The organism is Sneathiella sp. P13V-1, assembly GCF_015143595.1.
GTDB lineage: Bacteria > Pseudomonadota > Alphaproteobacteria > Sneathiellales > Sneathiellaceae > Sneathiella.
Genome location: NZ_WYEU01000001.1, coordinates 895280 through 908832, shown reverse-complemented (window position 1 = coordinate 908832; position 13553 = coordinate 895280). Strand labels below are relative to the sequence as shown.

The following is a 13553-nucleotide window of genomic DNA, read 5'->3' as shown; positions in this document are numbered from 1 at the left end:
TACCAATTTCCGTTTGGTGTAAGGCGATACCCGTCATCGCCCTCTCTGGTTGGGCATTATGAATGCCAGCTAAATCGGGCTAAGTCAACGGGAATAACAACTAATATAGAGTAAAAATCGCTTAAAAAGGCTTAACAACCACCATAATGACAATAATTATCATCAATATAGTCGGTATTTCGTTTGCGTACCGATAGAATTTCGCGGACTTCTGATTTTTATCTGCCTCAAAATCCCGACGCCATCTGGAAAGGCTACCATGAAATCCTGTCATCAGGAATAACATAGCCAGTTTCACCCAGATCCAGCCAGAGTTCCAATCTACAATACCCGGTGTCAGAAGAAGAAAAATACCAAAGACAAAGCTCGAAATCATCGCCGGGTTTATAATGGCCCGAAGTAGACGCCGCTCCATGATCTTGAAAGTCTCAGATTGCTGAGAGCCAACCTCCGCATCTACATGATAGACAAAGAGACGTGGCAGATAGAACATGCCCGCCATCCAGGCAATAACAGAGATAATATGGAACGCTTTGATCCACTGATAATTATCTGCCAGAAAATCGCCCATAATATCCCCTCAGTTTTTAGGTTGTCTTACAACCAGCCGCATTTGCCGGGCAAATCCGCTTCCCGCAACTACTTGTCATGCAGTTCTTTTGACATCCTTTAACCAGACGGGCAAGCCCTTCAACGAAGAACGGATTTGTGGTCACTGTCGGAACACGCAAATATTCAGGAATACCGACTTCTTTGGCAAGCTCTCCATATTCAATATCCAGCTCGACCAGTGTTTCTGAATGCTCCGATACAAAAGCCACCGGGATCACCATGACAGAGCGTTTTTCTGCGCCCGCCCGTTTAATCTCTTCTTCGGTGTCGGGGCCGATCCATTCCACAGGTCCAACCCGGCTTTGAAAACAGATCAGATGCTCCAGATCATCCCGGCCGAGTGCCTTCATAATGGCATTAACTGATTGTTCCACCTGCCAGGGATATGGATCCCCTGCATCCACAATCTTTTTAGGAAGACCATGAGCTGAAAATAAAAGCCTTGGAAGTTGATCGCCTTTAACCTCCGCCAGCTTTGCCTTGATAAGCTCGGCATTAGCCTCAACAAATCCGGCTTCATCAGGATAACAACAGATGGAGGAGGTTGGCACCTCAAGCCCCTGTCTTTTTGCTTCCCCTTCCCACTCTTCCAAAGAAGACGCCGTCGTTGTCGTTGAAAACTGCGGATAAAGAGGCAGAAGAATAACTTCGTCCGGATTAAAGGCTTTCACGTCCTTTACGGTTTGTACTGCCCTTGGATGCCAATAACGCATGGCAATAAAGACCTGATATTCATCCCCCCCATCATTTAACAAAGCAGAGAGAGAAGAGGCCTGATCTTCGGTTTGCGGCACGATCGGAGACCTGCCCCCCATATTTTCATATATTTCACGGGCAATGGGACCACGGCGTTTTGAAATCAGCTTTGCCACCAGAAACCGAAGGGGTTTTGGAAGACGAATAATGGCTGGATCATAAAAGAGATTGAACAGAAAAGGTTCAACCGCCTCCAGATTATCAGGACCACCCAGATTAAATAAAACGACCGCTTTGCGTGCCACAGATCTTATCCTTTAACTTGCTTTCCAGTTTTTTAAAGTGTCTGCAAGCAAGCCCACATTTTCAGGGGGAGTTTGCGGAATAATCCCGTGCCCCAGATTGAAAATGTGCGACCCGTCCTTAAACGTTTCCAGAATTTGATGAATGCGGTCCACCATGGCCTGTCCACCCGCCACCAACAGGATCGGATCCAGATTACCCTGAACCGTCACATGCGGCTGAATTTCCCGTTTGGCCCACTCTAGTGGTGCAGAAGCATCAAGGCTCACCCCTGTTACCCCTGTTTCCTTCACAAATTCCATCAGATTGCCCGCAACCCCTTTTGGAAAGCCAATCACAGGGAAGTCCGGATAGTCTTTCCGAATAAGTTCTACGATGCGTTTGGTGGGTTCGATCACCCAACGGCGAAATTCTACATCTGGCAAGACACCGGCCCAGGTATCAAAGATCTGAACAGCTTCAGCCCCGGCCTTGATTTGGTGGATTAAATATTCCGCAGTCGAAACGACCAGAATATCCATCAGTTGCTGAAAACCAGCAGGATCTGAGTACATCCATTTTTTGATATTGGCATAATCTTTGGACCCACGACCCTCCACCATATAGGTCGCCACGGTCCAGGGAGCACCCGCAAAGCCTATTAAGCTACAATGGCTAGGGATGGAGCTACTAAGGCGGCTAACGGTCTCATACACCGGCGCTAGATGATCATGAAGCCGATCCATAGACAATGAGCTTAGCTCTTTTGCCGAGCGAACGGGATCCAGAACAGGTCCTTCGCCTTCCTTGTAAGCAAGAGGCTGCCCCAAAGCATCCGGGATAAGCAGAATATCCGCAAAAAGAATGGCAGCATCCATATCGTAGCGGCGAAGCGGCTGCAATGTTACTTCTTCGGCAAGCTTTGGTGTGTAGCAAAGATCAAGAAAAGAGCCTGCGTCTGCCCGTGTCTGGCGATATTCTGGAAGGTAGCGACCCGCTTGGCGCATGAGCCAAAAAGGAGGACGATCCAGTTTTTCCTTATTCAGAGCTTTTAAAAAACGCTTGTCTGTAGAGTTTGGCACGGAGCTGCTTTCCTTAAAAAAGTTATCCCTATCAATATATATTTATATAAAAAGGTAGTTGTTGTAGTTGATACCTGTGGATAACGGGGATGATTTTTCATGCACATTCTTTACAGGAAATTTGTGGATTGAATCCAGTCTTTTCAGGAATTTGCGGATAACAGCTTAATAACCGCGTTTTTACGGTGTGCATAAAAACGTGAATAGCGGGGATAACTTTCTAAAACCTGCCTATACAGGTATTTATCCCCATTTTTCAAAACATGTATTTACAGTTATGCACCCGTGTAGATTTACACCTCAAAAAAAGGGGTAAGCGGGGAATAAAAATTTTGAACCTATCCCAACTGCCGTGTTATCCCTGTTATCCACATAATCCACAGGCAAGTGGTTGACGTTAAAATCTAAGCGGGACGAACATATGGGTGAATTTCATTTGCATCTGGTATCAGATTCAACAGGTGAAACCCTGCAATCCATGGCAAAGGCATCCTTGGTTCAATTTGAAAGTGCTGTTCCAATTGAACATGTCTGGTCCATGACACGCACCGTTCGCCAATTGGATGATATTATTGATTCTATTAAGAAAAATCCGGGTCTGGTGCTTTTTACGCTGGTGAATAAGGAGCTTCGCGGCATTCTGGAAAAGGGATGCCGAAATCTGGGGGTGCCTTGTGTTTCTGTTCTGGATCCGGTTCTTGCGGCCTTTTCACAGTATTTGGGTCAGGAAGCCCGAAATCGCCCTGGAAGGCAACATGCGCTGGACCAGCAGTATTTCGCCCGCATCGAGGCCTTGAATTATACCATGGCCCATGATGATGGTCAGATGCCCGAAGGGCTGGAAGATGCGGATATAGTTCTGGTTGGGGTCTCTCGGACCTCTAAAACACCAACGTCTTTCTATTTATCCCACCGGGGGATCAAAACGGCCAATGTCCCTATTGTGTTGGATTGTCCCCTGCCCGATCAGTTATTTCATTTGAAAAATCCGTTTGTCGTAGGCCTGACCACAAGCCCGGATCGGTTATCACAGATCCGTAAAAACAGGCTGCTTTCTTTGCAGGAGAAAAATGAAACCTCTTATGTGGATTTAGAGCGGATTAAGCAGGAAGTTATTTTTGCCCGAAAACTTTGTACAAAGCAGGGCTGGCCCATTATTGATGTCTCCCGTCGATCGGTCGAGGAAACCGCTGCGCAGATCATTACCCTTTATAATCGCCGTTTCACAGATGAGAAGGATATGCGAACCCTATGAGTAAAACCGTTCGCGATGAAATCATTTTGGCCTCCTCCAGCCAGTCCCGAAAAAATCTTCTGGCTGGTGCTGGCGTTAATTTTGAAGCCATCTCTCCCAATGTGGATGAGGATGAGGTGAAACATTCCCTGCAGGCTTCCGGTGTTTCCGCGCCTGAGACCGCAGTGACCCTTGCAGAATTAAAAGCCTCCAGAATTTCGAGCCAGTTCCCCGACCATTTCGTTGTGGGGGCGGATCAAATGCTGGAATGCGGTGGGATATGGTTTGATAAGCCGCCAGATATGGATCATGCACGGGCTCATCTTTCCGCCCTTCGCGGAAAAACCCATTCGTTGCATAATGCGGTCTGTGTGGTGAAAGCAGGTCAGGTGATCTGGCATTATGTGAATGAAGCCAAACTTGAAATGCGCCCTTTTTCAGATGAATTTCTGGATTGGTATTTAAAAGAAGCCGGTGAAGACATTCTCTGGTCTGTTGGGGCATATCAGCTGGAAGCCTTAGGATCACAGCTCTTCTATAAAGTTGACGGGGATTTCTTCTCCATCCTTGGCCTGCCTCTTCTTCCGCTGCTTGATTTCCTGCGTAATCATAAGGTTGTTCTCACATGATTAAAGCCGCCGGTGTGATGGGATTTCCCATTTCCCATTCTCTCTCCCCTCGTCTTCATGGATATTGGATCAAGAAATACGGGCTTGAGGCAACTTATGTGGCGTGGGAAGTCCCGCCGGAGCGCCTCGCTGCAAAGCTAAAAAACTTGCCCGATTTACTGGGTGAAAACGGGGAGCTGTTTCGCGGCACGAACCTCACAATTCCGCTGAAGGAAAAAGCGTTGGAGATTGTGGATATCGTAGAAGAAGACGCCCGTGCCATTGGCGCCATCAACACGGTTGTTGTGGAAGGGGATGGTCTCCTAATTGGACGCAATACAGATGGGATTGGATTTATCGACAGCCTTGCAGAAAAGATTGATGTCGCTGATTTCAAAGGGAAAACAGCCCTTGTTCTTGGTGCTGGCGGGGCGGCAAAAGCCATTGTTTTTGCGCTTATTAAAATGGGTTTTGCAAAAATTCTGATCACCAACCGCACCCGCACCCGCGCGGAAGAATTAGCGGATCATCTGACCGACGGGACCGAAGTTCTGGATTGGGACGAACGGGAGAGCGTCTTATCCCAAGTGTCTTTGGTGGTGAATACAACAAGCCTCGGCATGAAAGGACAACCTGCCCTTGAGATGTCTTTACAAGGATTGAAGGCGGGTGCGGTCGTGACTGATATTGTCTATACCCCTTTAAAAACAGGCCTTCTTCTGGAAGCGGAGAAAAACGGGTTTGTGGCCGTAGATGGGCTTGGTATGCTGCTGCATCAGGCCAAAGCGGGATTTGAAGCCTGGTTTGGTGTGAGACCAGAAGTAGACGCAGATCTACGAGAATTTGTATTGCAGGGACTTGCAGATAAATGACAATAAAGCTGATCGGTTTGACCGGATCCATCGGAATGGGAAAATCCACCGTGGGCCGCATGTTCGAAAAGGAAGGGATTCCTATTTACAATGCAGATGCAGAGGTCCACAAACTTTATGACAAGGGTGGCATTGCCGTTGAACCGGTTCGCGAAGCCTTCCCAGAGGCAGTAATTGACGGAAAAGTGGATCGTCCGACCCTTAGTAAAATGGTTGTTGGCAACGAAGAGGCCATCAAGAAACTTGAGTCAATTGTACATCCCCTTGTGCATCAGGATCGCGAAGAATTTCTCGCAAAAGCAGTTCAAGACGGTCATAAGATGGCTATTTTGGATGTGCCACTGGTATTTGAAACAGGCGGGGAAGAACGTCTTCATAAAGTGCTGGTGGTCAGCGCCCCATATGAGGTTCAAAAAGAACGGGTACTTGCCCGCGATGATATGACGCTTGAAAAGTTTGAAAGCATTTTGGCACGGCAGGTTCCTGATGCGGAAAAACGGGATCGCGCTCATCATGTGATTGATACCCATTGCAGCGAAGAAGAAACACACGCGCAGGTGAAAGCACTTATTGCGGAATTGAAGGAAGAATTTGGCCATGCGTGAGATTGCGCTGGATACGGAGACGACAGGTTTTGATCCGTCTACGGGTGACCGGATTGTGGAAATTGGCTGCGTGGAGATGGAAAATTTCGTTGCGACAGGCCGGGTTTATCACAAATATATCAACCCTGAGCGGGATATGCCTGAAGCGGCCTTTAAGGTGCATGGGCTGAGCGAAGAGTTTCTGAAACAGCATAACGTCATGGCAGATGAGATTGACGGCTTTCTTGATTTTATCGGGGATTCCAAGCTGGTCATTCACAATGCTGAATTTGATATGAAATTCATCAATGCCGAATTGATCCGCCATAAACGCCTGCCGCTGAAAATGGAACAATCCATTGATACGGTCGCCATGGCCCGGCGTATGTTTCCGGGCGCACAGGCCAATCTGGACGCGCTCTGCCGGCGGTTTGGTATTGATAACTCCGCCCGTACAAAACACGGCGCGTTACTTGATGCGGAGTTGCTGGCTGAAGTCTATCTGGAACTTCGCGGTGGGCGTCAAACGGGCCTGTCCCTGTCTCCCGATCAAATGGAAGGCGACTCCAAATTTGCAAAATCCGTGGTACGCGATCCAAGGCCGCATTCGGCGAGTGAAGAGGAACTGGCCGCCCACGCAGCTTTCTTGGAGAAATTAAGCGATCCGCTTTGGACCAAAGGATAAAAAAAGCCGCCCTTCAAGAGGCGGCTTTTACTTTGATCTATCAACAGGATTTAAGCGTTTCCAGCTTCGTGTTCCTGTGCTTTATGAGCCTGGAAAAGGCCAGCAAAATCAATTGGATCCAGTTGCAGTGGTGAGAAACCACCATCGCGTGTCGCATCAGAGATCACACGGCGTGCAAATGGGAAGATCAGACGTGGGCATTCAATCATGCACATCATTTCCAGCGCATCCTGCGGGAAGTTACGGATCAGGAACATGCCGCCGTAAACCAGCTCAAGGATAAAGGCTGTGTTTTCTTCGTGTTTCGCAGTAGCTTGAATACGAAGCTCAACTTCATAATTTTCTTCAGTCAGCGCACGCGCCTGAACATTAACAGCCAGTTCAACAGTTGGCTGTGGCAGTTCTGGGTTGAGACTGGCCGGGGCGTTTGGGTTCTCGAAAGAGATGTCTTTCACATATTGCGTGATAATCGCAAGAATTGGACCCTCTTCAGCAGCTTGTGCTTCGGCCCCTACTTCATTTTCGGCCATATTAAATAAGTCTCCTAAATGGCGTGGTCGTAAAAATTGGCATACTGGCTAGCATTTATTGGCTAGCCCGACAAGCCTTGGAATAATGACAGTTACGTGTTTTTGCCCCACGGATTATCTTTATCGTCGCTTTTAAGGCGCGGGGTTTCGTCATCAGATGTTTTTTCCTCGTCTTCTGTTACTACCGAATATTCCCCATCAATAATGGTGGAACTGCCGTCCTTGTGATGGGAATAGTGGCTTTGTCCGTAATGAGCAGAATGCGCTGTGAACCGACCCATTTCGCCGATTTTAGACGCCAGATAGTCGCGAAGTGGGGGCATAAATAACAGAAAGCCCAAGAAATCGGTGGCAAAACCGGGGATTAACAGAAATAGACCGGCCAAAGCGAGAAGAACCCCGCTCATCACCTCTTTGACAGGAGATTGACCTGCATTTAAACGCTCCTGCGCCTGCATAATGACCGATAACCCCTGATGACGGAGCAAGGCCATGCCTGCAATCGCGGTTAAAACGGTTAAGATCACGGTATTTAAGGCACCAATTTCCTCACCCACAGCAATAAAGACATATATCTCTGTCAGCGGAATACCGATCAAAATGGCCAAAAATAATAGAGGCAAACTTGTTAATCCTTGTAAGAGTTTCTATCTAGTCATTAGAGGTCTTTTCCGCGCCGGGTCAATATCCGACTGGACCCACGCGCAAACAAAAGCTACCTTTTCATCACTACTTTTCTTCAATGTAGGAAAGGTAGCCTATAAATACGATAGAAATTCGATTTGGATGTAAAGATAACGTCATGGGCGGAATGCAATTTCTCGACATTATTATTTTGGTTATGGTCGCGGCCTTTATTTTCTTGAGGCTACGGAGTGTGTTGGGACGGCGGACCGGACATGAACAACCACCGCGCGAAGATCCGCGTCAGCAAACATCCGCCCGCAATATGGACGGGACCATTCGCGATCAGGACAATGTGGTTGTTCTGAACGATCAGATTGATATTCAGCCTCAGCAACCCCGCATGGAAGATTTAAGCCCTGTGATGCAGACCATGTGGGAAATGAACAAAATCGACAGAAGCCTGGATCCAGACCGTTTCGCCCAACAGGCACAGATGGCCTATGAAGCCATTGTGATGGCTTTTGCCCAAGGAGATTTGAAAACGCTTCAGGATCTTCTTGAAAAAGACGTGTATGAGAATTTCGAAAAAGCCATTGATGCACGGGCAAATGCAAATGAGACTATGACAACGGATATCCTGTCTATCCACGAATCCCGTATTGAAGATGCGACCCTGAGCGGCAAACAGGCCGAGATTACCATCCATTTTGAAACGGAAATGATTTCCATGACAAAGGATGAAGACGGCGTAGTTGTTCAGGGCGATCCGCATCCCCACACGGTGCGCGAAGACTGGACCTTTACCCGCCGCCTTGGTTCCACAAATCCAAACTGGTTACTGGCTGCAACCCGCGGCGCAGACTAAGGTCCTATCCACATGGCGGTTGAGCAATCCCTGATCCGGAGAATTTTCCCCGCAATAATGGTGTTTGTCCTTATTCCAGGGGCGGTTATTGCGTTGTTATACTGGATTTTCTCCTACGTAACGGAAGAGCCACTTGTTGAGGATCGACTGGTTTTGAAAGAAGCCAGTTTTTCGGATCTTAAAGGATGGCAGGCGGATGATTTCGATGGCTTTATGGAGGCCTTTGGGAAATCCTGCGAAAAATTCAGCCGTCTTCCACAGGATCGGAGCTTAGGTGGCCAGGGGATTGCGGGAACTGTCGCGGACTGGTCTCCTATCTGTCAGGAAATGGAACTGCTACCCAAAGAAGCAGATGTTCTTCGGAACTTTATCGAGCGTAAATTCACACCGGTTCTGGTGAAAAATGAGGAAGATCCCAAAGGGATGTTCACCGGATATTATGAGGCGTCTTTGCGCGGCAGCCTCACCCAATCCGAAAAATACGCAACGCCATTATATCTACGTCCCGATGAATTGGTAATGGTTCACCTTGGCCGTTTTCGCGATAGCTTAAAAGGTCAGCGTATTGCAGGTGTTGTGAAAAACGGGGAGCTTTACCCCTTTGCGGACCGCAAGGAAATTGAAGAAGGCGCGCTTGAAGGCCGGGATCTGGAGATCGTCTGGGTCGACAGTGCGGTTGATGCTTTCTTCCTGCATATTCAGGGATCGGGACGTATTGCACTGGACGACGGCGGAGCCCTTAGGGTGGGGTATGCGGGTCAAAATGGGCATCCCTATTATGCCATTGGTAAAACGCTGATTAAAAATGGGGATGTGTCCGTTGAAGACATGTCCATGCAGGCCATTCGGTCCTGGCTGGAACAAAACCCTGACAAAGCGACCGAGCTGATGCAGGAAAATGCGTCTTATATTTTCTTCAGAGAATTGAACACAAACGGTCCTATCGGGGCGCAAGGGGTGGAGTTGACCGCTCTTCGCTCATTGGCGATTGATCGAAAATGGATGCCGCTTGGGGTGCCGCTTTGGCTGTCCACCACCATTCCAACAGAAGACGGGTCAGATCCCGAAGAATTTAACCGCCTGATGGTGGCGCAGGATACGGGCGGGGCAATCCGCGGCCCGGTCCGCGGGGATGTGTTCTGGGGCTATGGGAAAAAGGCCTATGAAGGGGCTGGCGCCATGAAAAATGAAGGCCAGTATTGGATGCTTCTGCCAAAACCTGTCGCGGCCCGACATTTTTCCGAAAATAACCCGTCAAGTTGACTGGCATAAACGCGTAACTCCTCATATAATCCGGCCACTGAGCAGGGAGTACCTTTTTATGTCTAAACCGCTGGAAAATGTGGAGGTGGCGCTTTTCGTCACCTGTCTTGTTGATATCAACCGACCGTCCGTCGGATTTGCCGCCGTTAAATTGCTGGAACAGTCAGGATGCAAGGTCGTTGTACCTAATGCGCAGACCTGCTGCGGGCAGCCGGCATATAATTCAGGTGATAAGCAAAGCACAAAAGATATTGCCAAAAACGTCATCCGGGCCTTTAAAAGTTTCCGCTATGTGGTGGCCCCGTCCGGCTCCTGCGCCGGGATGATTAAAAAGCACTATCCAGAGCTGTTTGCAGATGATCCGGAAATGCTGCTGGAAGCCCAGGATCTGGCGGCCCGTACCCATGAACTGGTATCGTTCCTCAATGACATTGCGGATTTTGAACCAGATGACGTGAAGCTGGACAAGAAGGTTACCTATCACGATAGCTGTTCCTCGCTGCGTGAGATGAAAGTGAAAGATCAACCAAGGGAGCTTCTGGGTGAAGTGGATGATCTGGAACTGATCGAAGCGGAAGACCGGGAAGCCTGCTGCGGATTTGGCGGCACATTCTGTATCAAATATTCCGAGATTTCCGAAGAAATGGTGGATCAGAAGATTGCCAACCTTCTGGCAACCAAAGCAGATATCGTCACCGCCGGTGATCTGGGGTGCCTGATGAATATCGCAGGACGCCTCAGCCGTAAGGGCCACAAAATGAAGGTTCTGCATGTTGCGGAAATTCTGGCCGGTATGGGGGATAAACCCGGAATTGCGGAGGGTCGTGACTGATGCAGGTAACCAGCCGTAAATTTAAAGAAAATGCCCATGAGGCCATGCAGGATGAAAATCTGCGTGCGGCGCTGGGGCGCGTAAAAGAAGGCTTTACCGCGAAACGGGCCGAAGCCGCCGCAGACCTTCCAGAATTTGAAGATCTGCGCGATCAGGCGCGGGACATCAAGGATCATGTTCTTGAAAATCTGGATTATTATCTGGAGTATTTCGAAAAGAAAGTGATCGAGGCGGGCGGTGTTGTGCACTGGTGCAGCAATGCCAAGGAAGCCAAGGAAACGATCCTGAAGATTTGCCGGGATGTGGATGCCAAAACGGTGACCAAAGGTAAATCCATGATCACCGAGGAAATCGGGCTTAATAAATTCCTGGAAAGTGAAGGAATTGAGCCGATCGAAACGGATCTTGGTGAATATATCATTCAGCTGGCTGATGAGCCGCCAAGCCACATTATTGGCCCTGCGGTTCATAAGACCAAGGAACAGGTCACCGAACTGTTCCACGAACATCATCAGCAATATGGCTATACTGAACGCGAAGAAGATGCGGAAAAGCTGGTAGGTGAAGCCCGCGCTGTTCTGCGTCATAAATATGTTGTGGCAGATGTGGGAATTACCGGCGCAAACTTTCTGGTGGCTGAAACCGGATCTACCGCCATTGTGACCAACGAAGGCAACGGTGATCTGACCCAATCTTTGCCAAAAACCCATATTGCGGTGGCCAGCATCGAAAAGGTCATTCCAACTTTGGAAGATGTGAGCACGGTTATGCGTGTTCTGGCACGGTCTGCCACGGGGCAGGAAATGTCCGTTTACACCACATTTTCAACTGGTCCGAAACGCTCAGATGATATCGACGGGCCTGAGAATTTCCATGTGGTACTTCTGGATGGGGGCCGTTCTGAAATGATCGGCACGGAATTACAGGAGCTCTTGCGTTGTATCCGCTGTGGTGCCTGTATGAACCACTGCCCGGTTTATCATGCTGTAGGTGGTCACAGTTATGGTTGGGTTTATCCGGGTCCAATTGGGGCGGCCCTTAACCCGCAGATGGTGGGAATTGAAGAAGCCCGCCATCTTCCAAATGCGTCCAGTTTCTGTGGTCGCTGTGAAGAAGTTTGCCCGGTTCGTATTCCTATTCCAAAGATCCTGCGTCACTGGCGCGAAAAGGCGTTTGAACAACAGATTAGCCCAAAACCGGAGCGTTGGGGCATTGAGCTTTGGGGCTTCTTCGCCAAGCGCCCATGGGCCTATCGTCTGATGACCAAGGTTGCAGTCCGTGTTCTTGGCCTGATGGGCGGCAAAAATGGCAAGATTAAATCTTTGCCGATGAATAATGGATGGACCGCCGTTCGTGACCTTCCCGCGCCGCAAGGGGCAACCTTTATGGAACAATGGAAAAAGCAGGAGGGTCGCTAAGATGGATTCAAGATCAAAAATCCTTGGCCGTATTCGTGCGGGCCACAATCGCGACAAGCTTGCCAAGAAAGACGCCAATGTTCTGGCACGTCGGATCAAGGCGCATAAGCGGGGCATTATCCCAAAACGGGGCGATATTCCGCAAAAAGATCGTCTGGATCTGTTCCAGAAGAAGATCGAAGCTTTGGCTGCCACGGTAGAACGGGTGTCTAGCAAAGAAGATATTCCGGCGAAAGTTCAGGAATATCTGGCGCAAAATAACCTGCCAAGCCGCATTAAGATCACCCCTTCTAAAGAGGTAACGGACCTTCCTTGGGATAAGATTCCTACCCTTGAAATGGTGGAAGGTGCGGGTGCTGAAGAAGATATGGTGGGCTTGAGCCCGGCTTTTGCGGCGGTGGCTGAATCTGGCACTTTGATGATGGCATCAGGGAAAGACACGCCTTCCACAGTGAATTTCGTGCCTGAAAATCATATCGTTGTTCTGGATGTGAACAGCATGACGGGCTCTTATGAAGAAGCATGGGATCGCCTTCGTGAGTCATATGGTGAGGCAACCATGCCCCGCACGGTGAACTTTATCTCCGGCCCTTCCAGAACCGCAGATATTGAACAACGCCTGATCATGGGGGCCCACGGCCCTAAACAGCTTCACATCATCATGGTGGGTGATGTCGACGAATAAGGGTAAAGGTGGCAAGACGACCAAGGGCGACACGGGGTCATCGAAAGATGAAGACAGTCGCCTTTGGAACCATGTTGCCAAACAGGTTACCCCGATCAGTTCTGATCTTTATTCTGCTTATGATGCGATGAAGGATGGGCAGTCATCCAAACCTAAAATTTCCAGATCGCGATCCGCAAAACCAACCGAAAAATCGGCTCCAATGCGGTCTTTTTCCTCCCTTGGGCATCAATTGTCCGGGTTGTCATCGCATAACAAACTGGTCAGCCGGGATCTGGAAGCGGATCCATCAAGCCGTCAGAATGTACCGGGGCTGGACCGCAACACATCAGAACGCCTTCGTAAAGGAAAGATGGAAATTGAAGGGCGGCTTGATCTTCATGGGCTTACCCGCCGGGTAGCGCATTCCAAGCTGAAATCCTTTCTGGGACATGCCCACCGTCAAGGATGGCGCTGTGTTCTGGTGATTACAGGGAAAGGATCGTCGGCCCACAAAACGGAAGATGCAGATTTTATGGGCGGCGGCCGTAAAGGTATTCTGCGCGAAGAGGTTCCCCGCTGGTTGTCTGAACCTGAAATGCGGCGAATGGTGCTGGATTATCGGGTGGCCCAGACCCGCCACGGCGGCGGCGGCGCCCTTTATGTTCTGCTTCGGCGGCATCGCGGGGTGTGAGGAGA

16 protein-coding genes are annotated in these 13553 nt (G+C 49.3%); 11 read left to right on the top strand and 5 right to left on the bottom strand.

Features of this window, described 5'->3' with window-relative positions; all coding sequences use genetic code 11:
* Positions 1-121 precede the first annotated feature (121 nt).
* The 3 genes from hemJ to hemE are packed head-to-tail and all read right to left on the bottom strand — an operon-like array spanning position 122 to position 2672.
* Positions 122-574 carry a protoporphyrinogen oxidase HemJ gene (gene hemJ / locus GUA87_RS04415; protein WP_415774788.1) on the bottom strand — a complete coding sequence of 151 codons (453 nt, stop codon included), beginning with the start codon at positions 572-574 and terminating at the stop codon, positions 122-124.
* 13 nt (positions 575-587) lie between these two features.
* On the bottom strand, positions 588-1613 hold the full coding sequence (gene hemH / locus GUA87_RS04410) for a ferrochelatase (RefSeq protein WP_193715292.1): 1026 nt from the start codon (positions 1611-1613) through the stop codon (positions 588-590).
* Between the two features lie 12 nt (positions 1614-1625).
* Positions 1626-2672 (bottom strand): uroporphyrinogen decarboxylase, encoded by a 1047-nt coding sequence (gene hemE, locus GUA87_RS04405; RefSeq protein WP_193715291.1) that lies wholly within the window; start codon positions 2670-2672, stop codon positions 1626-1628.
* Between the two features lie 421 nt (positions 2673-3093).
* Here hemE and GUA87_RS04400 point away from each other — a divergent pair, with 421 nt between their 5' ends.
* Genes GUA87_RS04400 through dnaQ form a run of 5 tightly spaced genes read left to right on the top strand, consistent with a single transcriptional unit; the run spans position 3094 to position 6655 of the window.
* Complete coding sequence (locus GUA87_RS04400; protein ID WP_193715290.1) at positions 3094-3927, top strand: pyruvate, water dikinase regulatory protein; 834 nt, start codon at positions 3094-3096, stop codon at positions 3925-3927.
* Entirely contained in the window at positions 3924-4535 is a 612-nt protein-coding gene (locus GUA87_RS04395) for a Maf family protein (RefSeq protein WP_193715289.1), read from the top strand. The genes GUA87_RS04400 and GUA87_RS04395 overlap by 4 nt, the downstream gene beginning before the upstream one ends.
* Entirely contained in the window at positions 4532-5386 is an 855-nt protein-coding gene (locus tag GUA87_RS04390; RefSeq protein ID WP_193715288.1) for a shikimate dehydrogenase, read from the top strand. The genes GUA87_RS04395 and GUA87_RS04390 overlap by 4 nt, the downstream gene beginning before the upstream one ends.
* Positions 5383-5991, top strand: coding sequence for a dephospho-CoA kinase (gene coaE / locus GUA87_RS04385; protein ID WP_227711680.1), 609 nt, complete (start codon positions 5383-5385; stop codon positions 5989-5991). Before GUA87_RS04390 ends, coaE begins: the two co-directional genes overlap by 4 nt.
* Positions 5984-6655: a DNA polymerase III subunit epsilon gene (gene dnaQ, locus GUA87_RS04380; RefSeq protein ID WP_193715287.1), complete on the top strand. Its 672-nt coding sequence runs from the start codon at positions 5984-5986 to the stop codon at positions 6653-6655. Before coaE ends, dnaQ begins: the two co-directional genes overlap by 8 nt.
* Positions 6656-6705: 50 nt before the next feature.
* Here dnaQ and secB read toward each other — a convergent pair whose 3' ends face one another.
* Together secB and GUA87_RS04370 are read right to left on the bottom strand one after the other, a co-directional pair.
* A complete protein-coding gene (gene secB, locus GUA87_RS04375) occupies positions 6706-7185 on the bottom strand; it encodes a protein-export chaperone SecB (RefSeq protein WP_193715286.1) in 480 nt (159 codons plus the stop codon).
* Positions 7186-7277: 92 nt separating this feature from the next.
* On the bottom strand, positions 7278-7808 hold the full coding sequence (locus tag GUA87_RS04370) for an FxsA family protein (protein ID WP_193715285.1): 531 nt from the start codon (positions 7806-7808) through the stop codon (positions 7278-7280).
* Between the two features lie 179 nt (positions 7809-7987).
* Between GUA87_RS04370 and GUA87_RS04365 the strand changes: the two genes are divergently transcribed.
* Genes GUA87_RS04365 through GUA87_RS04340 form a run of 6 tightly spaced genes read left to right on the top strand, consistent with a single transcriptional unit; the run spans position 7988 to position 13548 of the window.
* Positions 7988-8677 carry a Tim44/TimA family putative adaptor protein gene (locus GUA87_RS04365; RefSeq protein WP_193715284.1) on the top strand — a complete coding sequence of 230 codons (690 nt, stop codon included), beginning with the start codon at positions 7988-7990 and terminating at the stop codon, positions 8675-8677.
* Positions 8678-8689: 12 nt separating this feature from the next.
* Positions 8690-9940, top strand: coding sequence for a murein transglycosylase A (locus GUA87_RS04360; protein WP_193715283.1), 1251 nt, complete (start codon positions 8690-8692; stop codon positions 9938-9940).
* A 58-nt stretch (positions 9941-9998) separates the two neighbouring features.
* Positions 9999-10772: a (Fe-S)-binding protein gene (locus tag GUA87_RS04355; RefSeq protein ID WP_193715282.1), complete on the top strand. Its 774-nt coding sequence runs from the start codon at positions 9999-10001 to the stop codon at positions 10770-10772.
* On the top strand, positions 10772-12190 hold the full coding sequence (locus tag GUA87_RS04350) for a LutB/LldF family L-lactate oxidation iron-sulfur protein (RefSeq protein WP_193715281.1): 1419 nt from the start codon (positions 10772-10774) through the stop codon (positions 12188-12190). Before GUA87_RS04355 ends, GUA87_RS04350 begins: the two co-directional genes overlap by 1 nt.
* A gap of 1 nt (position 12191) precedes the next feature.
* Positions 12192-12875 (top strand): LutC/YkgG family protein, encoded by a 684-nt coding sequence (locus GUA87_RS04345; protein ID WP_193715280.1) that lies wholly within the window; start codon positions 12192-12194, stop codon positions 12873-12875.
* Complete coding sequence (locus GUA87_RS04340; protein ID WP_193715279.1) at positions 12862-13548, top strand: Smr/MutS family protein; 687 nt, start codon at positions 12862-12864, stop codon at positions 13546-13548. The genes GUA87_RS04345 and GUA87_RS04340 overlap by 14 nt, the downstream gene beginning before the upstream one ends.
* The last annotated feature ends 5 nt before the right edge of the window (positions 13549-13553 follow it).

Bases quoted from the DNA above. Each gene is read 5' to 3' on its own strand.
- GUA87_RS04355 (WP_193715282.1), top strand. From the start codon at position 9,999: ATGTCTAAACCGCTGGAAAATGTGGAGGTGGCGCTTTTCGTCACCTGT.
- secB (WP_193715286.1), bottom strand. From the start codon at position 7,185: ATGGCCGAAAATGAAGTAGGGGCCGAAGCACAAGCTGCTGAAGAGGGT.
- GUA87_RS04360 (WP_193715283.1), top strand. From the start codon at position 8,690: ATGGCGGTTGAGCAATCCCTGATCCGGAGAATTTTCCCCGCAATAATG.
- dnaQ (WP_193715287.1), top strand. From the start codon at position 5,984: ATGCGTGAGATTGCGCTGGATACGGAGACGACAGGTTTTGATCCGTCT.
- GUA87_RS04345 (WP_193715280.1), top strand. From the start codon at position 12,192: ATGGATTCAAGATCAAAAATCCTTGGCCGTATTCGTGCGGGCCACAAT.
- coaE (WP_227711680.1), top strand. From the start codon at position 5,383: ATGACAATAAAGCTGATCGGTTTGACCGGATCCATCGGAATGGGAAAA.
- GUA87_RS04395 (WP_193715289.1), top strand. From the start codon at position 3,924: ATGAGTAAAACCGTTCGCGATGAAATCATTTTGGCCTCCTCCAGCCAG.
- GUA87_RS04350 (WP_193715281.1), top strand. From the start codon at position 10,772: ATGCAGGTAACCAGCCGTAAATTTAAAGAAAATGCCCATGAGGCCATG.
- GUA87_RS04340 (WP_193715279.1), top strand. From the start codon at position 12,862: ATGTCGACGAATAAGGGTAAAGGTGGCAAGACGACCAAGGGCGACACG.
- GUA87_RS04390 (WP_193715288.1), top strand. From the start codon at position 4,532: ATGATTAAAGCCGCCGGTGTGATGGGATTTCCCATTTCCCATTCTCTC.
- GUA87_RS04400 (WP_193715290.1), top strand. From the start codon at position 3,094: ATGGGTGAATTTCATTTGCATCTGGTATCAGATTCAACAGGTGAAACC.
- GUA87_RS04365 (WP_193715284.1), top strand. From the start codon at position 7,988: ATGGGCGGAATGCAATTTCTCGACATTATTATTTTGGTTATGGTCGCG.